General features: G+C 68.1%; 21 protein-coding genes. 1 reads left to right on the plus strand and 20 read right to left on the minus strand.

Features of this window, described 5'->3' with window-relative positions; all coding sequences use genetic code 11:
- Positions 1-20: 20 nt before the first annotated feature.
- From OOZ48_RS09615 to gspG, 13 genes are all read right to left on the minus strand, one after another.
- On the minus strand, positions 21-2,036 hold the full coding sequence (locus OOZ48_RS09615; RefSeq protein WP_269497608.1) for a S8 family serine peptidase: 2,016 nt from the start codon (positions 2,034-2,036) through the stop codon (positions 21-23).
- Positions 2,037-2,131: 95 nt separating this feature from the next.
- Complete coding sequence (locus tag OOZ48_RS09620; protein WP_269497611.1) at positions 2,132-4,147, minus strand: S8 family serine peptidase; 2,016 nt, start codon at positions 4,145-4,147, stop codon at positions 2,132-2,134.
- A gap of 130 nt (positions 4,148-4,277) precedes the next feature.
- Positions 4,278-5,483 (minus strand): type II secretion system inner membrane protein GspF, encoded by a 1,206-nt coding sequence (gene gspF, locus OOZ48_RS09625; RefSeq protein WP_269497614.1) that lies wholly within the window; start codon positions 5,481-5,483, stop codon positions 4,278-4,280.
- Positions 5,484-5,500: 17 nt separating this feature from the next.
- Positions 5,501-6,919, minus strand: coding sequence for a type II secretion system ATPase GspE (gene gspE / locus OOZ48_RS09630; RefSeq protein WP_269497617.1), 1,419 nt, complete (start codon positions 6,917-6,919; stop codon positions 5,501-5,503).
- The gene (gene gspD / locus OOZ48_RS09635) at positions 6,919-9,336 is read right to left on the minus strand and encodes a type II secretion system secretin GspD (protein WP_269497620.1); all 2,418 of its coding nucleotides are present in this window, start codon (positions 9,334-9,336) and stop codon (positions 6,919-6,921) included. The genes gspE and gspD overlap by 1 nt, the downstream gene beginning before the upstream one ends.
- Before the next feature lie 107 nt (positions 9,337-9,443).
- The gene (gene gspN / locus OOZ48_RS09640; RefSeq protein WP_269497623.1) at positions 9,444-10,214 is read right to left on the minus strand and encodes a type II secretion system protein N; all 771 of its coding nucleotides are present in this window, start codon (positions 10,212-10,214) and stop codon (positions 9,444-9,446) included.
- Positions 10,211-10,795: a type II secretion system protein GspM gene (gspM, locus tag OOZ48_RS09645; protein ID WP_269497626.1), complete on the minus strand. Its 585-nt coding sequence runs from the start codon at positions 10,793-10,795 to the stop codon at positions 10,211-10,213. Before gspM ends, gspN begins: the two co-directional genes overlap by 4 nt.
- Positions 10,792-11,811, minus strand: a complete 1,020-nt coding sequence (locus OOZ48_RS09650) for a GspL/Epsl periplasmic domain-containing protein (RefSeq protein WP_269497630.1) — start codon at positions 11,809-11,811, stop codon at positions 10,792-10,794. Before OOZ48_RS09650 ends, gspM begins: the two co-directional genes overlap by 4 nt.
- A gap of 5 nt (positions 11,812-11,816) precedes the next feature.
- On the minus strand, positions 11,817-12,716 hold the full coding sequence (gene gspK, locus OOZ48_RS09655; protein ID WP_269497633.1) for a type II secretion system minor pseudopilin GspK: 900 nt from the start codon (positions 12,714-12,716) through the stop codon (positions 11,817-11,819).
- An 11-nt stretch (positions 12,717-12,727) separates the two neighbouring features.
- Positions 12,728-13,360, minus strand: a complete 633-nt coding sequence (locus OOZ48_RS09660) for a PulJ/GspJ family protein (RefSeq protein WP_269497636.1) — start codon at positions 13,358-13,360, stop codon at positions 12,728-12,730.
- Entirely contained in the window at positions 13,357-13,728 is a 372-nt protein-coding gene (gene gspI / locus OOZ48_RS09665; protein ID WP_269497639.1) for a type II secretion system minor pseudopilin GspI, read from the minus strand. The genes OOZ48_RS09660 and gspI overlap by 4 nt, the downstream gene beginning before the upstream one ends.
- Complete coding sequence (gene gspH / locus OOZ48_RS09670; RefSeq protein ID WP_332108272.1) at positions 13,725-14,318, minus strand: type II secretion system minor pseudopilin GspH; 594 nt, start codon at positions 14,316-14,318, stop codon at positions 13,725-13,727. The genes gspI and gspH overlap by 4 nt, the downstream gene beginning before the upstream one ends.
- Positions 14,230-14,673: a type II secretion system major pseudopilin GspG gene (gene gspG / locus OOZ48_RS09675; RefSeq protein WP_269497644.1), complete on the minus strand. Its 444-nt coding sequence runs from the start codon at positions 14,671-14,673 to the stop codon at positions 14,230-14,232. Before gspG ends, gspH begins: the two co-directional genes overlap by 89 nt.
- Positions 14,674-14,742: 69 nt before the next feature.
- Between gspG and OOZ48_RS09680 the strand changes: the two genes are divergently transcribed.
- Entirely contained in the window at positions 14,743-15,222 is a 480-nt protein-coding gene (locus OOZ48_RS09680; RefSeq protein ID WP_269497647.1) for a hypothetical protein, read from the plus strand.
- A gap of 65 nt (positions 15,223-15,287) precedes the next feature.
- On the opposite strand, the gene gltA is transcribed toward OOZ48_RS09680, so the two are convergent.
- The 7 genes from gltA to OOZ48_RS09715 form a co-directional block, all read right to left on the minus strand.
- Positions 15,288-16,583, minus strand: coding sequence for a citrate synthase (gltA, locus tag OOZ48_RS09685; RefSeq protein WP_269497650.1), 1,296 nt, complete (start codon positions 16,581-16,583; stop codon positions 15,288-15,290).
- 12 nt (positions 16,584-16,595) lie between these two features.
- Positions 16,596-16,865, minus strand: a complete 270-nt coding sequence (locus OOZ48_RS09690; RefSeq protein ID WP_269497653.1) for an FAD assembly factor SdhE — start codon at positions 16,863-16,865, stop codon at positions 16,596-16,598.
- A gap of 9 nt (positions 16,866-16,874) precedes the next feature.
- The gene (locus OOZ48_RS09695) at positions 16,875-17,591 is read right to left on the minus strand and encodes a succinate dehydrogenase iron-sulfur subunit (protein ID WP_269497656.1); all 717 of its coding nucleotides are present in this window, start codon (positions 17,589-17,591) and stop codon (positions 16,875-16,877) included.
- Between the two features lie 13 nt (positions 17,592-17,604).
- Entirely contained in the window at positions 17,605-19,380 is a 1,776-nt protein-coding gene (sdhA, locus tag OOZ48_RS09700) for a succinate dehydrogenase flavoprotein subunit (RefSeq protein WP_269497659.1), read from the minus strand.
- Between the two features lie 2 nt (positions 19,381-19,382).
- A complete protein-coding gene (gene sdhD / locus OOZ48_RS09705; protein ID WP_269497662.1) occupies positions 19,383-19,766 on the minus strand; it encodes a succinate dehydrogenase, hydrophobic membrane anchor protein in 384 nt (127 codons plus the stop codon).
- Complete coding sequence (sdhC, locus tag OOZ48_RS09710) at positions 19,766-20,179, minus strand: succinate dehydrogenase, cytochrome b556 subunit (protein ID WP_269497665.1); 414 nt, start codon at positions 20,177-20,179, stop codon at positions 19,766-19,768. Before sdhC ends, sdhD begins: the two co-directional genes overlap by 1 nt.
- A 72-nt stretch (positions 20,180-20,251) precedes the next feature.
- The gene (locus OOZ48_RS09715) at positions 20,252-21,019 is read right to left on the minus strand and encodes a GntR family transcriptional regulator (protein ID WP_269497668.1); all 768 of its coding nucleotides are present in this window, start codon (positions 21,017-21,019) and stop codon (positions 20,252-20,254) included.
- Positions 21,020-21,082 lie beyond the last annotated feature (63 nt).

The raw sequence follows: 21,082 nt of genomic DNA on the forward strand, positions 1-21,082 counted from the left end.
CGCCCTGGCCACCCCCGGTTTCATTGCGTGATGATACGGGCCTCGGTCAGCAGGGAGAACCCCGCCCCCGGTACGCATTTGTCCGGTGGCGGCGGATTCTTCGGATCGCCAACCGGAGGATCCTGCTTATCCGGGTCAACCGAAAACGCCAGAATTTCCCAGGCGCCCGCCGCGGCTTCGCCATAAAAGGCGAAGCTGGCCAGCCCATAGTTGCGGAAATCGGCGGCCGGCAGGCCCAGTTCCACCACCTGATCGTTCGGCAGCCTCAACAGGGACACCGTCCCCGCCGGGGAACGCACCGCGATCCCCACGGCGCCCAGGCAGACGCCCTCGCCCGTCAGACGCACCTGAAAGGCGTCGACCACGCCCTCGCCGCCTTCGAGCGTGCCGATGGTCGCGACCTTCCTGTAAGGAAAAGCCGGAAGATCGGCGTCCGGTGTCCCATCGGGGGCCGGCGCCAGATTGTTCCGCCAGAACATGACGCCCGTGAACTTGCCGGGAATCCGCACGTCGCCGAGGCGGCTGCGTGCCGGATCGCGGGCGTATTCCCGCGCCAGGGCCACGGCGCGCTGGGCATCGGGCACGCCGAAGCCATACCAGTCGGAATACTCCAGTCCGGCGCCATTGCGCTGCCAGCCCAGGTTCAGGGGTGCGGCCGTGCTGCCATCCTTGAAGTCTGCGGCGCTGCCCTGGTCGGCCGTCATGGCGTTCGTCACCAAGTCGAGCCGCGCACCATAGGCGGCCTTGCCCGGCGCCGGACTGCGGTCCTGGTAATCGGCGTCGACCTTGCGCGCCGACAGGCGCAGGATGTCGCGCACGTCGCGCCACGACAGATCCGGATTCGCACTGAGCATCAGGGCCACTACGCCGACGATTGTCGGCGCGGCCGACGAGGTGCCGTTCATGTAGGCATAGTCGCAATTGGGGTTGTCGGGCACCCCATTGCGGCTGGATACCCCGACCATGAAATCGGTGTCGATCTCGTCCTCAGGCAGGGTGGCCTTGTGCTGACTGGCACCCCGGTCACAACCCGCCACGTCGGTGGTAAATAGGGTGGGGCCATCGGCGACATCGGTGCCGCCCTCGCCATAAACGCCCAGCTTGCCACCCTCCCCGCCCATGCCGGTGATCCACATGACTGGGCCCGCACTGCTGTAGCTGCTGCGCTGGCCACGGGCGTTCAGCGCCGCCACCATGATCGTATTGGACTCGAGCGCCTCGACGTCATTGGCGGGATTCTCGCAGGTATGGAATTGGGCGTCATCGATCCGGCACACCCGATGCTTGGCGAAGTCGTTGCCCGCCGCCTTGACGAAGACCACACCCTTGCCGTCGCGCAGGTTCTTCAGGCCTCGCACGGCGTAGGTGTCGACCTTCCCGCCCTTGGTGTCATAGGCCTCGAGTGCATCGCTCTTGCCATACGAGGCGTTGATGACGTGGGCCTTGCGCGACCAGTCGGCGCCGCCATAGGCCAGGAAAATGTTTGACGGATCGTCGGACACCGGCGGCTCGATCAGATTGGCCGCGCCCAGGACTGCCCTGGGAGCGATACCCATCACGCCCTTGCCGTTCTGGGCCGCGGCGATCATGCCGGCCACGTTGGTTCCGTGGGATTGCTCCGGATCCTCGGGATTGATGGGATAGGGGTCGGACGTCTGCGTCACGAAATTCCACGACATGCCGTAGTCGGCATTCGGCGCCAGGTCCTCGTTCTTGAAGTCGGTGCCCGAATCCAGCACCAGCACATTCACGCCCTGGCCCTTGATGCCCTGCCGATGCACAGGCTCGACGTTCAGGTCCAGGCCGCCGCCGAACGTCTCGGGGTATGCGCGAAAGAAGCTGGCGGCATAGTTCAGAGCCCACTGAAAGGTATATAGAGGCTCGCCCTCGCCCGTTTTGCAGGCATAGAGGCCGGTCTCGGGGCAGGCCGGTTGTGGCGCGCCTGCGCTTTGCGTGGAACTGCCGTCGCAGCCGGCCAAAGCCAGCGCCAGCGGCAGGCCCATGCCGTATCGTTTCATGCTGCGATGGATGTTCATTGCAAGTCTTCCGTCGGTTGATGGAGCCCGCAAGCCCGCAATTCTGCGAATCATGTCGCCCGTATGGTTGATGGCTGCGAGACCCCAGAGTCGTTTCATTGCTTGATGATACGGGCCTCGGCGAGGAACTGGAATGCGCGTGGATCACCGCCACCGTCCAAAGCTGAGCACAACGCCGGGTCGGCAGGCGGCGTGTCGGGGTTCGACGCGACCGCCAGGATCTGCCAGTCGCCGGCGGCGGGCTCGCCATAAAAGGCGTAGCTGCCCACGGTGTAATGCTGGGCGTTGGAATAGCTGGAGCTGATCAGCGCGAAATGATCGAGGGGCTGCTTCAGCAGGGACACCGTGCCCGCCGGCGAGCGCACGGCGATCCCCACGGAACCCAGGCAGACGTTCTGCTGGCTGAGGCGCACCTGGAACTCGTCGGCCACCCCGTCGCCGCCCGGGAACGTCGCAATCTGGGTGACTGTTTGATAAGGAAAGCCGACGTCCTTGAACCTATCATCGCCCGGCTGCGGCGCGGCGCGCGGCGTGTCCTTGTGCCAGAAGGCGACTTCCTTGAAGGGCTCGAAACGCACATCGTGGCCACGCCCCAGGGCCGGGTCGCGGGCGTATTCCTGGGCCAGCGCGACCGCCCGTTGCGTATCGGGCACGCCGAAGCCGTACCAGTCGGAATATTCCAGGCCGGCGCCGTTTGTCTGCCAGCCCAGGTTCAGCGGCACCGCGGTCGCGCCCGCCACGATATCGTCCGCCGCGCCCGGCGCCGCGAAGCTGTGGTCCGTCAAATCGAACAGCGCGCCGTAGGCGGGTTCGCCCAGGGCCGGACTGCGATCGGGGTAGCCGATATCGACCTTGCGCGCCGACAGGCGCAGGATGTCGCGCACGTCGCGCCACGACAAATCCGGATTCGCGCTGAGCACCAGGGCAACCACGCCTGAAATCGTCGGCGCGGCCGACGAGGTGCCGTTCATGTACGTATAGTCGCAGTTGGGATTGTCGGGCACGCCGTTGCGGCTGGACTTGCCCACCATGAAGTCGGTCACGATGTACCGCGCGGGGTCCAGGTTTGCCTCGTACTGGCTGAAACCGAGCGAGCAGCCGCTGATGTCCGTGGTGAAGATCGTCGGCCCGTCCACGGGGCCGTTGCCCTCGCCATAGACGCCGCCCCTGCCGGATTCGCCGCCCATGCCGGTGATCCACACCACCGGCCCGGCGCTGCTGTAGCTGCTGCGTTGCCCGCGCGCATTGAGCGCCGCCACCGCGATGACGTTGGGTTCGAGCATTTCGATGTCGTTGGCGGGATTGACGCAAGGGGACCGGGCCTGCCCGACCGGCATACAGCGGAATCCCAGTCCGCCAAGGTTGAAACTGCCGAAATAGTTGCCCGCCGACTTGACGAAGACGATGCCCTTCTGGGCGCGCAGGCCTTTCAGGGATCGTATCGCCGCGGTATCGATCGCGGTGCCTTGCTCGTAGGGTTCAGCGTAAATGCCTTTGCCATAGGACGCATTGATGACGTGCGCCTTGCTGGACCAGTCGCCGCCGCCATAGGCCTCGAACAGGGTGGCGGCATCCGCGATCGCGACCACGGCGGCATCGAGCAGGTTGGCGGCGCCCAGCGACGCCCGCGGCGCGATGCCCATGACGCCCTGGCCGTTCTGGGCCGCCAGGATGGTCCCGGACACCGCCGTGCCGTGGGCGCTTTCGGGGGCCTTGAGCTCGGTTTCAGAGGGAAAGGGATCGGACGTCTGCGTGAGCAGATTGCGGGACAGGCTGGGATCGGCGTTCGGCGCCAGGTCCTCGTTGCGGAAATCGACGCCCGAATCCAGCACCAGCACGTTCACGCCCTGGCCCTTGATGCCTTGGCGATGGACGGGTTCGACGTTCAGGTCTAGGCCGCCGTCCGATACGTCGGGCGTGCCGCTGAAAAAGCTGGCGACGTGGTTCAAGGCCCACTGGAAGGTGTAGAGCGGCTCGGTTTCGCCCGCCTTGCAGGCGTGGGGGCCGGTCTCTGGGCAAGTGGCCGCGGCCTGCGGAGACGAGGAAGAACCGCTGCCGTCGCAACCAGCCAGTATCAGCAGGCTGATGGGCAGTAGGGCGAGTCGTCGCATGGGGCTCCTTTGCATGTGTAACCGATATGTATTCAAAGTGTTGCTGGTGTTACTGTATAAGTCAATGGGTCTTTGGCCGGATGCCGGGCCGCCCGCATGGCACGCCCAGGGCCGGCGCCGCAATAGCGGCCTACAGCACCAGTTGATTGATTTCGATGATGGGCATCATCACGGCCAGCACGATCACCAGCACGATGCCGCCCATGATGAGGATCATCAGGGGTTCGAGGATCGCCGTCATCGTCATGGCGCGACGCTCGAGGTCGGTGGACATCACGGTCGCCGCGCGCGACAGCATGGCGGGCAGTTCGCCGGTGCGCTCGCCGCTGCCGATCAGATGGATCAACAGCGGCGGGAAGATCTGCTGCGCCAGCAAGGCCCGGGCCAGCGGACTGCCTTCGCGCACGCGGTTGGTGGCATCGGCCACGGCGGCTTGCAGCCGCCGGTTGCCCAGGGTGCGGCGCGACGCCTCGAGGGCGGTCAGCAGGGGCACGCTGCTGGCCGTCAGGATCGCCAGCGTCGCCGAAAAGCGGGCCACGTCCACCCCCAGCGCGTAGCGCCCGAACACCGGCAGGCGCAGCACCCGGGCATGCCAGGCCAGGCGCGCCGCGGGCCGGCGCAGGTGCAGCCGCCACAGGATGAACAGCACCGCCATCCCGGCCAGGGTGGCCAGCCCCCAATGGCGGGCGAAATCGCTGGCCGCCAGCATCATGCGGGTGAGCAGGGGCAGCGCCTGGTGCGCCTGTGAAAAGGCGCCGACCACCTGCGGCACCACATAGCTGAGCAGGAAAATCACAATGCCGATGGACACCAGGGTGACCATGCCGGGATAGATGAAGGCGGTCAGCACCTTGTTGCGCAATGCGCTGCGGCTCTCGATGTAGTCGGCCAGGCGCTCGAGCACCTGCGCCAGGTCGCCGGACTGTTCGCCGGCATCGACCAGGGCCGTATAGATCTCGGGAAAGTCGCGCGGATGGGCGGCCAGCGCCTGGCCGAACCGCAGCCCGGCGCGGACATCGTCGCGCACCTGGGCCAGCACCCGCGCCACGTGGCGGCGCTCGGCCTGCTCGAACGTGGCCCGCAGCGCGGCCTCCAGCGGCAGGCTGGCCGACAACAGGCTGGCGAGCTGGCGCGTGAGCCAGCCCAGGTCGGCGTCGCTGATGCGGGCCCGGGCCATCCAGGCCTGGCGGCCGCGGCCGCGCGCCTCGGACACCGACAGCGGCAGCAACCCGCGCGCGCGCAGCGCCTGGCGCGCGCCGCGTTCGCTGTCGGCGTCCAGCATGCCGCGCTCGCTGCGGCCGCCGGCGTCCAGGGCTTCGTACTGGTAGGTAGGCATGGCCTGGTCCTATCGACTCATTGCTCGCGCGTGACGCGCAGGACTTCCTCGAGCGAGCTGACGCCCTGGACCACCCAGCGCTGCGCGTCGTCGTACAGGGAGCGCATGCCCGCGCGGCGCGCGGCGGTGCGCAAGGCCTGCTCGCCCTCGCCCTCGTGGATCAGCGTCCGCAGCCCGTCATCCAGCACGAAAAGCTCGTGCACCCCCGTGCGGCCGCTATAGCCCGTATGGCTGCAGGCCGCGCAGCCCGCGGGATTCCACGCCGCCGTGCCGTCCGCCTGCGGCACCCGGCAATGCGTGCACAGTTTGCGTACCAGACGCTGCGCCAGCACGCCGCGCAGCGTCGAGGCGAGCAGGAAGGGCTCGACCCCCATGTCGATGAGCCGCGTCACCGCCGACACCGCATCGTTGGTGTGCAGGGTGGCCAGGACGAGGTGGCCGGTCAGCGAGGCCTGCACCGCGATCTCGGCCGTTTCGAGGTCGCGGATCTCGCCCACCATGATGACGTCCGGATCCTGGCGCAGGATGGCCCGCAGGGCCGAGGCGAAGCTGAGGTCGATGCGGGCATTGATCTGTGTCTGGCCAATGCCGGGCAGATCGTATTCGATGGGATCCTCGACGGTGAGGATGTTGGTGGTGCCCGCATCCAGCCGGCCCAGGGCGGCATACAGGGTGGTGGTCTTGCCGCTGCCGGTGGGCCCGGTCACCAGCACGATGCCGTGCGGCAGGTGGATCAGGGCATCCAGGCCCTGCAGCACGTCGGGCGCCATGCCCAGGCGTCCGAGTTCCAGCCGGCCGGCCTCCTTGTCGAGCAGGCGCAGCACCACGCGCTCGCCATGGCCGGTGGGCAGCGTGGACACCCGCACGTCAATGGCGCGGCCGCCCACGCGCAGGGCGATGCGGCCATCCTGCGGCATGCGCTTTTCCGCGATATCGAGGCTGGCCATGATCTTGATGCGGGACACCAGGGCGTTGTGCAGCGCGCGGCGCGGGCTGACGATGTCGCGCAAGGTGCCGTCCACCCGGTAGCGCACGACCGAATGGGTCTCGAAGGCCTCGAGATGGATGTCGCTGGCCTGGTCGCGCACCGCCTGGGTGAACAGCGCGTTGATCATGCGGATGATGGGCGCATCGTCGCTGGTGTCGAGCAGGTCCTCGATTTCCGGCATGTCCTGCATCAGCCGGTCCAGGTCGACCTCGCTGGCGGCGGCGTCCACCACCGAGGCCGCGTCATCCGTGCGCGCGTAAGCGGCCGCCAGCAGCGTGTCCAGTTCGGCATCGGGCACGCGGCGCTGCGGCAGGCTGCCGTAACGGCGCCGGATCTCGGCCAGCGCCCAGGCCGGGGTGCGCTCGGACACCGTCAGCGACGGCCCGGCCGTGCCGGCCTGGATCAGCGCGCGATGGCTGCGCGCCCACGCATACGGCAGGCGCGCCATCAGTGCGCCTCCGACGCCTCGCCCGGCGTGGGGACGGCCTGCGGCGTGGCCGGCGCCGCTGCGCCGGGATCCTGCGACGGACGGCGCAAATCCAGCAGGCCGCTGGCCGGATCGCGCCGTATCGGCGGCAGGCTGGTTCCCGTGGAGCCGGGCATCAGCCAGGACGAGGACACAGGCATGTCGAGCTGTGCGGCGCGCATGTAGTTGTAGCGATCCAGCGTCAGGCGCGCCCCATCCTGGGCCGTGCGCACGATGTGCGGGCGCAGGAAGAGCATCAGGTTGGTCTTGGAATGCGTGCGTTTTTGATACTTGAAGAGATTGCCCAGCACGGGGATGTCGCCCAGCAAGGGGACCTGGCTGGTGCTGTCATCGATGATGTCCTCCAGCAGGCCGCCCAGGATGATGATCTGGCCGTCGTCCACCAGCACCTTGGTCTCGAGCGCCCGCTTGCGCGTGATGATGCGGTTTTCGGTGGACGCCGCCCGATCGAGGCTGCTGACCTCCTGGTACAGCGAAAGCTTGACCGTGCCGCCCTCGGAGATCTGCGGCCGGATGCGCAGCGTCAGGCCGACGTCCTCGCGCTGTACCGTCTGGAAGGGATTGCTGGCGCCGTCCCCCGAGGTGGTGTAGCTGCCGGTGACGAAGGGTACGGTGCTGCCCACGATGATGCTGGCTTCCTCGTTGTCGAGCGTCATGAGGTTCGGGGTCGACAGCACGTTCACGCCGCCCTGCTGCTGCATGGCGCGCGCCAGCACCCCCAGGTTGACCAGTTCGGTGCCCAGCACGTTCACGGTGCCGCGCACCATGCCGGCGCTGAGTCCCGCCCCCAGCGCATCGATGGTGGTGGTGGGGTTGACGACCGCCGTGCCCAACCCCGAACCGCCGAGATTGGCGCCGCCGAAGAACGCCGTGCCGCCATCGGCCAGGCTGTTGCCGCCGGCGGACCACTGCAGGCCGAATTCGGCCGCCTTGTCGGCATTGACCTCGACGATCAGGCTTTCGATCAGCACCTGGGCGCGGCGCTGGTCGAGCATGTCGATGACTTCGCGCAAGCTGCGGTAGAGCGGATCGGGCGCCGAGATGATCAGCGTATTGGTGGTGGGATCGGCCTGGACGGTCGCCCCGCCCGCCGTGAAGGCCACCGACGACGAGGACAGGCCGACACTGTCCATCATGGCCGGCGTGATCAGATTCGACTGGCCGGCATCCCGCCCCGTGCCGCCCGACAGGCCCGCCATGGCGCCGCTGCCGGTGCGTCCGCCCGTCTGCGAAAAGGGTGAGGTCCCGCCGCCCAGGCTGGACTCCGTCCCCCCCGTTCCCGTGCCGCCGCCGCGCCCGGAGAGCGCGCCGCGCAACACCTCGGCCAGGTGCGTGGCCTGGGCGTTGCGCAAGTAGACGACGTGGAGGTTGCCGGCGCGGGATTCGGGCGTATCGATGCGCAGGATCAGGTCGCGCGCCAGGCGCAGGCGTTCGGGGGTGCTGGCGCGCACCAGCACCGTGTTGCTGCGCGGATCGGCCACGACGACGACCGACTGGCGCCCCGCCCTGCCGGCCGCCGCCGTCCCGCCTTCCGACAGGAGCTGCTGCGCCAGCGCGGCGACGTCCAGGGCGACCCCGTACTCGATCGGAATCACGTCGGTGTTGACCGCCATCGGCGTATCGATGCGCGCGATGACCTGGGCCACCCGCTCGATATTGTCCGCATAGTCGGTGATGACCAGCGTGTTGCTGCCGGCCTCGGCGACGATCGTATTGTTGGGGGTCACCATGGGCCGCAGGACGGGCACCAGATCGCCGGCGTTTTCGTAATGCAGGGAAAACACGCGGGTAACGAGTTCCCCCGATGCGTCCGGGCCGGCCGCGCCCACGACCGCGCCGCCTTGCGTCTTGGCGTCGGCCTCGGGCACGACGCGATTGACGCCGTCGACGTCGACCACGGCGAAGCCCTGCATGCGCAGGGCCGCCAACAGCATGGCGTAGGCGGTATCCTTGTCGACGGGCGTATCCGACACCAGGGTGAGCTGGCCCTTGACGCGCGGATCGACCACGAAATTACGGCCGGTGAACTGCGCCAGCGCGCGCACCACGCCGTGCAGTTCGGCCTCGTTGAAGTTCAGCATGGTGCGCGGGCCCGCCGATGCCGCCGAGGCGGATTCCGGCGTGGCATGCGCGGGGCGCTCCGGGATGGGCGGCAGATTGCGCGGCCGCGCAGCGGGTGCGGGCGCCGAGGGCGTATAGCGCTCGGCGGCCTGCGGCGCCTCGGAACCCACAGCCGTGAAAACCGTGATCGGGGATTCGCGATCCTGCGTGGCCTGGGGGACGGCGCAGCCCGCCAGCAGCACGGCGAGCAGCGGCAGGGCCAGCCGCCGGCACATGCGGACGCGGACACGGGGTTGGACGACAGGGGCTGGGCTCATCTTCATCGACAGTTAAAAATCAGGATACAAATGCAAATCTTTGCCATCAAACCACGGATAGCCTGATCGGCACAATGCAGGGCTGCCCCAAATGCGGCTTCATGACATCAACGCAGCCGCAAGGCGACCTCGCCGGTCTCGCCGGCACCCGGGCCCAGCACGTCGAGCACCCCGCGCAAGGCCGCGCGCACATCGGGCCCCGACGAGGCATCCGCGCGCGCCCGCCCGTCGAAGCTCAGCCGGCCGCCGCGAGGCAGCCGGCCGCGGCCCTCGATCAACAGGGGACCGCGCTCGGTCTGGACCGTGAACTGCAGCGCGCCCTCGTCAACCTGGTCGGCGGCGAGCGTATAGTCGCCAAAGGGGCGGATGCGGCTGAGCGACGAGGATGCCTGCTGCCAGCGCGCCGTCAGCAGGCGCGAGCCGCCTTGCGCCGGCACGGCCCCGCCGCCGCGCAGCAGCAGGTCCGGCCATTCGATCGAGAGCGCCCCACCCGGATCGAGCGTATTGAACAGGGGATGCAACGTCGTCAGCACGGAGGCGGGCAACTGCAGGGACTGTCCCGTCAAGCGCACGCCGCGCCAGGTGGCGGACAGCGCCACGGGACCGCGCAGCCAGGCGTGCTGCACCACCAGCACAGGTGCCGGATCGAACTGCAGCCGCCATTGCGCCAGGCCGGGCACGGTGCGCCGCAAGCCCGGCACGCCCACCGCCAATTGCGCCTTGGCCGCCCAGATGGAACCGCTGGCATCGACCACCACGACCGGGGAATTTGCCGGAATCCAGGCCATGACCCAGCGCGCGGGCAGCACCCACAGGGCCGCGCCCGCCGCCACGCACAGCAGCAGCACGGCCGCGAGGATGCGCGCCGCGGGCCTCACGCAGCCTCCGCCAGGACCAGCAGGATTTCGCCGCTGAGCCGGCCGGGGCGTTCGCGCCCCGCAACCAGGCTGCGCCCCAGATCGAGCTCGAGCACGCGCAGGGACGCGATGTCGGGCAGCCCCGCCAGCCATTCCAGGACTTGCGCGGCCGGTGCGTCGTCGAACCGGATACGCCACTGCGCAACGGCATCGCTGTCGGCGCCCGGTCCCTGCGCCGCCAGGCCGGCATCCAGGCCGGCGCCGCGCAAGCTCGCGGCCAGCGCCTCGCCCGCCTCGGCGGCCGACAGCTGTCCGCGCCGCACCTGGCCCAGCGCCTGGGCTTCGCGTATCACGGCATCGAGCTGCGCCGCACGCGCCTGCAGGCCCGGCAAGCCGGCTTGGGCGCGCTCGATCGTGCGCAGCGCGGGCGACAGGGCCAGCGCCCAAAGCACCGCCGCCAGCAGCACTGCCGCCATCGCCAGCAGCAGGCGCTTTTCCCGCTGGCTGCGCGCCGCCCACAGGGCGGCGCACCGGACGGAGACGGCGTCGATTCCGTTGCGCCAGCGCGCCACGCCCTGCGCCATCCGGTCGCGCGGACTCATCGGGCCCCCGGTGCGGCGGCCGGCGTGGTCCGCCGGGCATGCCAGACATGGGGCTGCACGGGGTCTTTCTCGATGTGGATCTGCTGCACCGAGGCCGCCTGCGCCAGCGCCGCCTCGTTGGCCGGCGGCACGTAGCCCTCGGCCAGGACGAGGCTGAGCGTGCCTTGGCGGTACGCCACCGAACGCACATGGCCCTGCGCAAAACCCAGCACCTGCGCCGCGGCCCGTGCCAGCGGCATGAAATCATCCTGACCCGAACCGCCAAAGGCCTGCCGGCGGGCATCGCGTTCCTGCATGGCCTGGCGCAAGGGATCGATGATGACCGGAATCTGCGGAAAGGCCTGCGCCACCGCGGCCTGCATCGAATCCTGCAAGTGCCGCATCCGGGCATCCAGCCGGGCCGCGTACGCATTCAGGCCCAACAGCCACACCGCGCATGCCAGGCCCGTCCATGCCAGCGGGCGACGCCAGGCCCCCAGGCCGCTGGCCGGACGCAGGCCTTCCTCGGCCAGGGACCAGCGCGGCAGGGGCGCCAGCCACCTCGGCCCCACGGGCAGCGACAGCGGAACGTCTGGATCGTCCTCGGCCCGGACGGCCAGGGCCTGCGGCAACAGCGCGTCGACGCGCAGGCCCACGCCGGCCAGCGCCATCCAGGCGGCTCGCAAGGCGTCGCGCGCGGCCCAGGCGACCTGGACCGAGCCATCGTCGGCGCGCGGACCGTGCGCCACGACCAGTTCGTCGAGCTCGGACAGCGCCATGGGCTCCACACTGCTCAAAACCGCGGCGCGCAGACGGGCGGCCCCGACCGGCGGCACCGTGACCCGGGCACTGATCGCATCCGTATCGCGCAAAATGCCGACCACCGGTATGCGCGGGTACAGCGCGCCCAGCGAACGCAGCGGCAGTTCGCCGCCGCGCAGCAATTGCCCATCGCGGCCGATCAGCGCGAACGCCACGACGCCGTCCGGGTCCAGCTCGGGCAAAGAAGGCAAGGCCAGCCGCAGTTCTTGTCTCATGATCTTTATGGATAAGCGATCCAGCGCACGCTGGATTGCCCTTGTTCGTCGCGATGCAGCAATGCCCGCAAGGCGACTATGGTAGCACCGACCCGCGCTTCGCCGGCCACCCGGAACCACTGGCTGCGCACCACCACCCGCTGGCCGCCGTCCGCGCCGCTGCGCCGCAGCCGGTTGATGAAATCCCCGCGGTTGGTAAACCATAGTCCGCGGTCCCGCTCGCGCAGCAGCGCGCGGGCAGCCGCCAGATCCACCCCCTCGATCGCCATGGCGAGCACCTCGGGCGAGCTGGTGTTGACATTGATCTGCGAGGCATCGGGCAAGACCGTCAGATAAGGCTGCAGCACGCGGACATGCTCGGGCGTGAAGCCCTCCAGGGCGGCCAGGTCCTCCACCGCGCGCAGCGCCAGCGCCAGCGGCGGCCGATCCTCGGCGGCCTGGCTCTGGGCCACCCGCTGGGCCACCGTGGCCGCCAGCGCCGGTTCCAGCCGCAGCCACTGCAGCAATTGTTCCAGCCCATGCAAGGCCTGCGGGTCGATGCGGCCTTTGTGCGACAGGCTGGTCAGGTTGAACTTGCCCTGTTCGTCTTCGATCTGCCCGGACAGCAGGATGCGGCCCGGATCCTCGGCCGGACCCACGGGCAGGTCGATCACGGGATGCGACCAGAGGCCGTCGAGCCGCGTGGTTGCGCTGCGTTCCGCATCCATGCGCAGCACCACGCGCGACCAGTCCAACGCGCCGCGCAGGGCCCAGGCGGCCTGCGCGCGGTCGCGTTGCATGGTCAGTTCAGCCGCCAGCACGCCCTGGCGCTCGATCAAGGCGGTCGCCATCGCGGCGGCGGCGATGACGACCAGCAGCGCGGCGACGATCGCCACGCCGCGCTGCGACCCGGGGACCGAAGACACGCGCCGCCGCCTCATCCCAGCACCACGACCTTGCGGTAAGGCATGACCTCGTCCGCGCCCTGGCGACGAATGGTGATCTCGACCCCGGTATAGGCGTCGGCCGTGGAAGGAATGCCCTGCGTCTGGCCGGCCGCCACCCAGCCCAGGCCGGGGCGCCAGAACCGGACCGTCCAATCGGCCACACGCTCGACCACCGGCACCGGCGCCCGCGCCTCGGCCGGCGCGACCGCGAAGCCGGCCGGGCCCGCGGCGCGGTACAGCACACCGTCCTTCAGATACCAATGCAAGGCCTGCCAGCGTCCCTCGCCCGCCGCGCGCAGGATCCGCAGACCCGTATCCGGCGACCAGGCGATGCCCGGCAATGCCAGCCCGGGATGGTCCTGCGCGCTGGAGGCCAGGCCGGCGGGCGGCGGCGCGGCGGGCGGCAGCACATCGGCGCCCGCATGCAGCAGCACGTCGCGCTCCAGCTGCGAGAGCGCATGGACGATGGACAGGGTGTCCTGGGCCCGGGCGTCCAGGCGTTCGCCGCCCTGCTGCATGGCGTCCAGGCCGCGCCACGAGATCAGACTGAGCAAGGCCAGCAGCGTCAAGGCCACCAGCACTTCGATCAGGGTGAAGCCCTGCGGGCGGTGCGGGCGGCTCATTGCAGGCTGGAGGCCAGCCCGTCGATCCGGGCCAGCACAGGGCCGTTCGCCATGCGCACGCTGACGCTGACCCGGCGAAAGCGCAAATTCGGCGTGGCTTGCACCCACTGCTCGCACAACAGGGGCATGCCCCCCTGGGGGCACGGCTGGCTGTGGCGGCCCACGGACGGAAAAGCGCCCTGCAGCCGCATCTCGGCCAGCAGATTGCCGGCGGCCTGCAAGGCCAGGCTGCGTTCCTGCAGGTTGCGCACACCGTTGGTACCGATCCCCAAAGCGCGGATCGATGCCGCCAAGGCGACGGCGACGATGGCCAGGGCCACCAGGACCTCGACCAGGGTGAAGCCGCCGGCCCGCCGCCGGGCGCTCATGGCCGCACCACGAAATGGCCGTCGTCCAGGCGGGCGATGCGTGCCCCGTACGCCCCTGAGCGCAGCTCGACCTGAAAGGGCGCATGAACCCATTCGGTATCGAACACAAGGTCCGTGCCTGAGGGAATGTGCACCTCGATGGCCGCCCCGTCCGGCCAATCGCGCCGCCGCAAGGCCGTGTTCGCCTGGGACAAGGGCGGCTGTTGCGCCCGCGCGCGCGCCGCCAGGCGCGGCGACAGGACCAGGGAGCCGGGCAGGCGCGCAAAGCCATAGCCTTGCGCATCGTACGTCCAGACAATGGGCTGGCCGCCCGCGCGCGCCTCGACCTGGGCCAGGGCGAACAAGCGCGCCAGGCGCTGTGCCTCGTGTCGCAGCGCGCGCTCGCCCTCATGGCCGAAGGCCGCCACACTGGCCAGGCCGGTGGCGATCCCGATGATCAGCAACACCACCATCATTTCGAGCAGGCTGAAGCCTGCCTGGGTCCCAGGGCCTGTCGACGCCCTAGTCCCCCCAGGAGCCGACGTCCGCATCGAAGCCCTCGCCCCCGGCTTGCCGATCGGCCCCCAGGGAAAACACATCGATCTCGCCATGCACGCCCGGATTCAGGTATTGATAGGGGGTGCCCCAGGGATCATTGGGCAGCCGGTCCATATAGCGCGTGCCCTGGCCTTGCGCGTCGCCCAGCAGCGCGGCGAGGCCTTGCTCGCTGGAGGGATAGCGTCCATGGTCCAGCCGATAGAGCTTGAGCGCCTGCATGATCGCGCCGATGTCCTGCCGCGCCGCGATCACGCGGGCCTGGTCGGGGCGATCCATGACGTTGGGCACGATCAGGGCGGCCAGGACGCCCATGATGACCACGACCACCATGATCTCGATCAGTGAAAAACCCCGTTGCAAGCGGGCGTAACGGTGTCGGCGCAGGACACGGGAGCGAGTCTGGGTCATGGCGTGATACTTGAAGTCACGGGCATTCGATGGAAAAATCATGTTACTTGTGGCGAAGGAGGAAGGTCAATGCGCGCTCCGTTCCAACAGGCCGCGCCCTGGTTCGTGCAGCGCGGCCCCGGCATCCTGCAGGCGGCCTCGGCCCTGGCGCTGGCGGCCGGCATCGGCCTGTGGGGCGCCCTGCTGCTGGCGCCGCGCCCGGCGCCGGTGCCGCCGGCGCTGGCCGCGGCCGACACGCAGGGCCATGGCGTGGATTCCGTCATCGGCTGGTTCGGCGGCGGCAGTGCACGCCTGCGGCTGACCATCGTGGGCCTGATCGCCTCGGGCCGGGACGGCGCCGCCCTGCTGTCCATCAACGGCGCGCCGCCGCGCGCCTATCACGTCGGCCAGACGCTGGTCCCGGGCGTGATCCTGTCCGATGTGCTGCCCGGCGCGATCACGATCGAGCAGGACGGCCTGGCCGAAGACATCGCCATGCCCCGGCAACACGCCCCCATTGAAGGATTCGTGCCGGCGGACGCCGGCACGACAAGGCCTCATTCGAACTAGCCGCGCGGCGACCCGGTCGAATGCGCCCGGACGCCCGCGGCCTGGGTCGCGGGCGGACCCGCGGATCAGGGCACGTTGCGCAGCGGCGCGCCGGAATAGAGTTGGCGCGGGCGGCCGATCTTGTAGTCGGGATCCGACAGCATCTCGTTCCATTGGGCAATCCAGCCCACCGTGCGGGCCAGGGCGAAGATCGCCGTGAACAGCGAGGTCGGGATACCGACTGCACGTTGCACGATACCCGAATAGAAGTCGACGTTCGGGTAGAGCTTGCGCTCGACGAAGTACGGATCCTCGAGCGCGATGCGCTCGACCTCCATGGCCAGCTTGAACAGCGGGTCGTTATGCAGCCCCAGCGCGTCGAGCACCTCGCGGCAGGTTTCCTGCATCATCTTGGCGCGCGGGTCGTAGTTCTTGTAGACGCGGTGGCCAAAGCCCATCAGGCGCACGCCCGAGTTCTTGTCCTTGACCTGCTCCATGAACTCGCCGACCTTGGCCACGCCGCCCTGGGCCTGGATGTTTTCCAGCATGTTCAGGCAGGCCTCGTTCGCGCCGCCGTGGGCGGGCCCCCACAGGCACGCCACGCCGGCCGCAATGGCCGCGAACGGGTTCGTGCCCGAAGAACCGCACAGGCGCACCGTCGAGGTCGAGGCGTTTTGCTCGTGGTCGGCGTGCAGGATGAAGATGCGGTCCAGCGCGCGCTCGACCACCTCGTTGACGTGGTAATCGTCGCAAGGCGTAGCGAACATCATGCGCAGGAAATTGCCCGTGTACGACAGATCGTTCTTGGGATAGATGAAGGGCTGGCCCAGGGAATGCTTGTAGGCCATCGCCACCAGCGTGGGCATCTTGGCGATGAGCCGGATGGCCGAAACCTCGCGATGACGCGGATTGGTGATGTCCGTCGAGTCGTGGTAGAAGGCCGACAGCGCGCCCACCAGGCCGGTCAGCACCGCCATCGGATGGGCGTCGCGCCGGAAGCCCTGCAGGAAGGTGTGCATCTGCTCGTGCACCAGCGTGTGATGCGTCACCAGGTCGTCGAAATCGGCCTTCTGGCGGGCATCGGGCAGCTCGCCGTTGAGCACCAGGTAGCAGATCGTCAGGAAGTCGCACTTTTGCGCGAGCTGGTCGATGGGATAGCCGCGATACAGCAGCTGGCCCTTGTCGCCGTCGATGTAGGTGATCGCCGATTCGCACGCGGCCGTCGACAGGAAGCCCGGGTCGTACGTGAACATCCCGGTCTGGCCGTACAGTTTGCGGATATCGACCACGTTCGGGCCCACAGTACCCTCGTAGACGGGGAATTCGACGGACGGGCTGCCGTCCGAGAACGATAGCGTGGCTTTTTTATCGGATAACTGCATGTCGGGTCTTCCTTAAAGTGATATCGCTTTCATTTGCTCGACCAGCCGGCGGATGTCGGGGTCGTCGTAATCCCCCGACAGATCGGCGCGGCCCAGCAGCACATCGAGCAGTTCGTTGTCGCCCATTTCAAAAAGGTGCGTCAGCGCCTGGACGTCCCGCGCGGCCAGCGTGGACTCGTGAGCGTCCAGGAAACGCGTGATGATCAAGTCGTTCTCGAGCAGGCCGCGACGTGCACGCCAACGCAGGCGCGCACGATCGAGGTCCGAGAGTCCGCTGGGCATCTCGTATGCCTAAATCGTGCGACGCACGAGCATTTCCTTGATCTTGCCGATCGCCGCCGAGGGGTTCAGCCCCTTGGGACACACATCCGTGCAGTTCATGATGGTGTGGCAGCGGAACAGCCGATAAGGATCCTCGAGGTCGTCCAGGCGTTCGCCGGTCGCCTCGTCGCGGGAGTCGGCAATGAAGCGATACGCCTGCAGCAGCCCGGCGGGGCCGACGAACTTGTCGGGATTCCACCAGAATGAGGGACAGGCCGTCGAGCAGCAGGCGCACAGGATGCACTCGTACAGGCCGTTGAGTTCCTCGCGTTCCTCGGGGCTTTGCAGGCGCTCTTTCTCGGGCGGCGGCGTGTCGTTGATCAGATACGGCTTGACCGAATGGTATTGGTCGAAGAAGAACGTCATGTCGACGATCAGGTCGCGCACCACCGGCAGGCCGGGCAGCGGCTTGAGCACGATGGGTTCCTTGAGCGTCAGCAGGTTCGTCGTGCAGGCCAGGCCGTTCTTGCCGTTGATGTTCATGGCGTCGGAGCCGCACACGCCCTCGCGGCACGAGCGGCGCAGCGCCAGGCTGTCGTCGACCTCGTTCTTGATGCGCAGGATCGCATCCAGCAGCATCTTGTCGGTGGGCTGCAGCTCGACCTCGAGCTTTTGCATATAGGGGCGCTCGTCCTTGTCAGGGTCGTAGCGGTAGATCTCGAACTTGACGATGCGTTTTTGGCTCATTTCGGGTTCCTGCTCAGAAGGTGCGCGGCTTGGGCGGCATGGTGTCCACCGTGAGCGGCTTCATGCGTACGGGCTTGTATTCCAGGCGGCTGCCTTCCGAGAACCAGAGGGTGTGCTTCAGCCACTCCACGTCGTCGCGTTCGGGGTATTCCTCGAGGGCGTGGGCGCCGCGGGATTCGAGGCGGTTGACGGCCGACTTGGTGGTCGCGCGGGCCACCTCGATCATGTTGGCCGCCTCGAGCGCCTCGATGCGGGCCGTGTTGAAGACCTTGGACTTGTCGGCATAGTGGATGGCCTTGAATTCCTCGACCATGTCCTCGATCATGCGTTCGCCCTCGGCCAGGATGTCGAGCTTGCGGAACACGCCGCAATGGCTCTGCATGATCGCCCGCATCTTGTCGATGACGTCATGCGTCTTTTCGCCCGAGGTGCGCCGCTCGGTGCGATCGACGCGATCCACCGACGCGTCGATGGCCGACTCGGGGATGTCCTGGTGGGCGTGTTGGCGTTCGGGGTGCTGGGAAACGATGAAGTTGCCCGCCGAGCGGCCGAAGACGATCAGATCCAGCAGCGAGTTGGTGCCCAGGCGGTTGGCGCCGTGCACCGAGGTTGCCGCGCACTCGCCCACGGCATACAAGCCGTTGACGATCTGGTCCTCGCCATTGACGCGGGTGACGACCTGGCCGTGATAGTTGGCCGGGATGCCGCCCATCTGGTAGTGCAGCGTCGGCACCACCGGGATCGGATCCTTGATCGGATCGATGTTGGCGAACTTGATCGCGATCTCGCGAATCGAAGGCAGGCGCTTCATGATGGTCTCGGCGCCCAGGTGGTCGAGTTTCAGCACCACGTAGCTGCCGTCGCCGCAGCCGCGGCCCTCCTTGATTTCCTGGTCCATCGAACGGGACACGAAATCACGCGGCGCGAGGTCCTTGAGCTGGGGCGCATAGCGTTCCATGAAGCGCTCGCCGTCCTTGTTGAGCAGGAAGCCGCCCTCGCCGCGCACGCCCTCGGTGATGAGCACGCCCGCGCCGGCCACGCCGGTCGGATGGAACTGCCAGAACTCCATGTCCTGCAGCGGAATGCCGGCGCGCGCGGCCATGCCCAGGCCGTCGCCGGTGTTGATGAAGGCGTTCGTGGTCGCCTGGAAGATGCGCCCCGCCCCGCCCGTGGCCAGCACGGTGTGCTTGGCCTCGAGGACGTAGATCTGTCCGGTTTCCATTTCCATGGCGGTCACGCCGAGGACGTCGCCGTCGCCGTTCCTGAGCAGGTCCAGCGCCATCCATTCCACGAAGAACTGGGTGCGCGCCGCGACGTTGCGCTGGTAGAGCGTATGCAGCATGGCGTGGCCGGTGCGGTCGGCCGCCGCACAGGCGCGCTGCACGGGTTTTTCGCCGAAATTGGCCGTGTGGCCGCCAAACGGGCGCTGATAGATGGTGCCGTCGGCGTTGCGGTCGAACGGCATGCCGAAGTGTTCCAGTTCGTAGACGGCGTTGGGCGCCTCGCGCACCATGAATTCGATCGAATCCTGGTCGCCGAGCCAGTCCGAGCCCTTGACCGTGTCGTACATGTGCCAGAGCCAGTTGTCCTCGCTCATGTTGCCCAGCGAGGCGCTGACGCCGCCTTGCGCGGCCACCGTGTGCGAACGCGTCGGAAAGACCTTGGAGAGCACAGCCACCGACAGGCCCGCCTGCGCGAGCTGCAGGGAGCAGCGCATGCCGGCCCCGCCGGCGCCGACGACCACCACATCGAACTGGCGGCGCGGGAGAGATGTCTTGACAGCGGCCACGGTTATAGACTCCAGAGAATTTGAGCAAAGAAAACCACCGCGGCCACCAGCCACATGATGGTCAGCACCTGCAGGAACAGGCGCAATCCGTCGTTACGGGCGTAGTCCATCCAGATGTCGCGCACGCCCACCCAGGCATGCCAGGCGAGCGACAGGAAGGCGACCGTCGCCAGGAGCTGGCCCAGCGGCAGGGCCCCGACGGTGAACGAGAAGAAGGCGCGCCAGGACTCGAAATCCAGGCTGGGGACGAAAACCGCGTACAACACCAGGGCCAGGGTGTAGACCGCCATGATGACGGCGGTCGCGCGTTGGACGATGAAATCGCGCGTGCCATAGTGGGCGCCGACGACCAGGCGCCGGCGGCCGATGCGTTCTTGGTGGGCCATTACCAGACTCCAAACAGTTTCAAACCGAACACGACCGTCAGCCCGAGGCCGACGCCCAGCACCAGGGCGCCCGAGCGCTGGGAGGGCTCGCGGGCGTTGCCGTAGTGCAGGTCCAGCGCCAGGTAGCGGATGCCCGCGCAGAAGTGGTGGAAATAACCCCACATCAGGACCAGGAGGATGATCTTACAGAAGGGATTGGCGACCCATTCCTGCATCGCGGCGAAAGTCGCCGGCGATTGGACGCTTTGCGCGAACAGCGGCACCAGCACGATGGGCAGCGCGAGAAACAGCAGGGCGCCGCTGATGCGGTGGAGGATGGACGACTTGGCGGCCGGGGGCTGGCGGTAGCTCAGCAGGTCGGTCAAGCCGAGGTTCCGGAACTGCGGACGCGGCTTTGTGGCGGGTTCAGACATGATGGCCTCTTTTATTTAAACAAATGTCGTGGATGCTCATCCTCGTGACAGGCATTTTCGCCGATCCGGGATTCAATTCAAACTGTTCCGGTAATGATAGCGCTCGGTCACGTAGTGGCCCCGGCGCAGCTCCATGGGCCGGTCGCCGAAGGTGTAGGACACGCGCTCGACCTGCAGCAGCGGGCTGCCGGGATCGACCTTCAGCCAGCCGGCCTGCGCGTCGCTGGCGACGACGGCGCGCAGCTTTTCCTCGGCGCGCACCATACTGACCCCGAATTCCGTTTCGAACAGGGCATAGACCGGACCGCGATAGCGCGTCAGGGACTCCATGGTCAGGCCCTTGAAGGGGGCGCCCGGCAGCCAGATGTCATCGAGGATGGTGGGCATGTCGTCGAAGGACAGCACGCGCCGCATGTTGACCACCACGTCGCCCGCGCGCAGGTCCAGGGCCTGGGCCACGTCGGCGGGCGCCTTGGTGCGGCGGCAGTCGAGGATCTGGCTGGAGGACACCGCCTGGCGGCCGTCGTCGGGCGCCAGGCGCAGGAAGCGATAGCGGACCTTGGCCTCGTTGTGGGTCGCCACGAAGGTGCCCTTGCCCTGGCGGCGAATCAGGAGGTTGTCGGCCGCGAGCTCGTCAATGGCCTTGCGCACCGTGCCCTGGCTGACCTGGAAGCGCGCCGCCAATTCGAATTCGCTGGGGATGGCCTCGCCGGGCTTCCATTCCCCCCGGTCCAGCCCCTGGAGGATCAGTCCCTTGATCTGCTGGTACAGCGGGCTGAAGGCAGCGCTATTGGCGCGGCCCAGCTCGTGGACGCGATCGGTCGGGGAGGAATCTGACATGGGTTCGGGAGGGGCCCGCGGGGCGGTCGTGCTACAAAATAAAACTTTCGCATTTTCGCATGG

It is taken from the genome of Castellaniella sp. S9 (genome assembly GCF_027257175.1).
Classification (GTDB): Bacteria; Pseudomonadota; Gammaproteobacteria; order Burkholderiales; family Burkholderiaceae_B; genus Castellaniella.

Coding starts and splice junctions, on each gene's coding strand:
- OOZ48_RS09660 (WP_269497636.1), bottom strand. CDS start 13,360: ATGAGCCGCCCGCACCGCCCGCAGGGCTTCACCCTGATCGAAGTGCTG.
- gltA (WP_269497650.1), bottom strand. CDS start 16,583: ATGCAGTTATCCGATAAAAAAGCCACGCTATCGTTCTCGGACGGCAGC.
- OOZ48_RS09620 (WP_269497611.1), bottom strand. CDS start 4,147: ATGCGACGACTCGCCCTACTGCCCATCAGCCTGCTGATACTGGCTGGT.
- OOZ48_RS09695 (WP_269497656.1), bottom strand. CDS start 17,591: ATGAGCCAAAAACGCATCGTCAAGTTCGAGATCTACCGCTACGACCCT.
- OOZ48_RS09615 (WP_269497608.1), bottom strand. CDS start 2,036: ATGAACATCCATCGCAGCATGAAACGATACGGCATGGGCCTGCCGCTG.
- OOZ48_RS09680 (WP_269497647.1), top strand. CDS start 14,743: ATGCGCGCTCCGTTCCAACAGGCCGCGCCCTGGTTCGTGCAGCGCGGC.
- gspM (WP_269497626.1), bottom strand. CDS start 10,795: ATGAGTCCGCGCGACCGGATGGCGCAGGGCGTGGCGCGCTGGCGCAAC.
- sdhC (WP_269497665.1), bottom strand. CDS start 20,179: ATGTCTGAACCCGCCACAAAGCCGCGTCCGCAGTTCCGGAACCTCGGC.
- OOZ48_RS09715 (WP_269497668.1), bottom strand. CDS start 21,019: ATGTCAGATTCCTCCCCGACCGATCGCGTCCACGAGCTGGGCCGCGCC.
- OOZ48_RS09650 (WP_269497630.1), bottom strand. CDS start 11,811: ATGAGACAAGAACTGCGGCTGGCCTTGCCTTCTTTGCCCGAGCTGGAC.
- gspD (WP_269497620.1), bottom strand. CDS start 9,336: ATGAGCCCAGCCCCTGTCGTCCAACCCCGTGTCCGCGTCCGCATGTGC.
- gspE (WP_269497617.1), bottom strand. CDS start 6,919: ATGGCGCGCCTGCCGTATGCGTGGGCGCGCAGCCATCGCGCGCTGATC.
- gspH (WP_332108272.1), bottom strand. CDS start 14,318: ATGGCGAGATCGATGTGTTTTCCCTGGGGGCCGATCGGCAAGCCGGGG.
- gspG (WP_269497644.1), bottom strand. CDS start 14,673: ATGACCCAGACTCGCTCCCGTGTCCTGCGCCGACACCGTTACGCCCGC.
- gspI (WP_269497639.1), bottom strand. CDS start 13,728: ATGAGCGCCCGGCGGCGGGCCGGCGGCTTCACCCTGGTCGAGGTCCTG.
- sdhD (WP_269497662.1), bottom strand. CDS start 19,766: ATGGCCCACCAAGAACGCATCGGCCGCCGGCGCCTGGTCGTCGGCGCC.
- OOZ48_RS09690 (WP_269497653.1), bottom strand. CDS start 16,865: ATGCCCAGCGGACTCTCGGACCTCGATCGTGCGCGCCTGCGTTGGCGT.
- gspF (WP_269497614.1), bottom strand. CDS start 5,483: ATGCCTACCTACCAGTACGAAGCCCTGGACGCCGGCGGCCGCAGCGAG.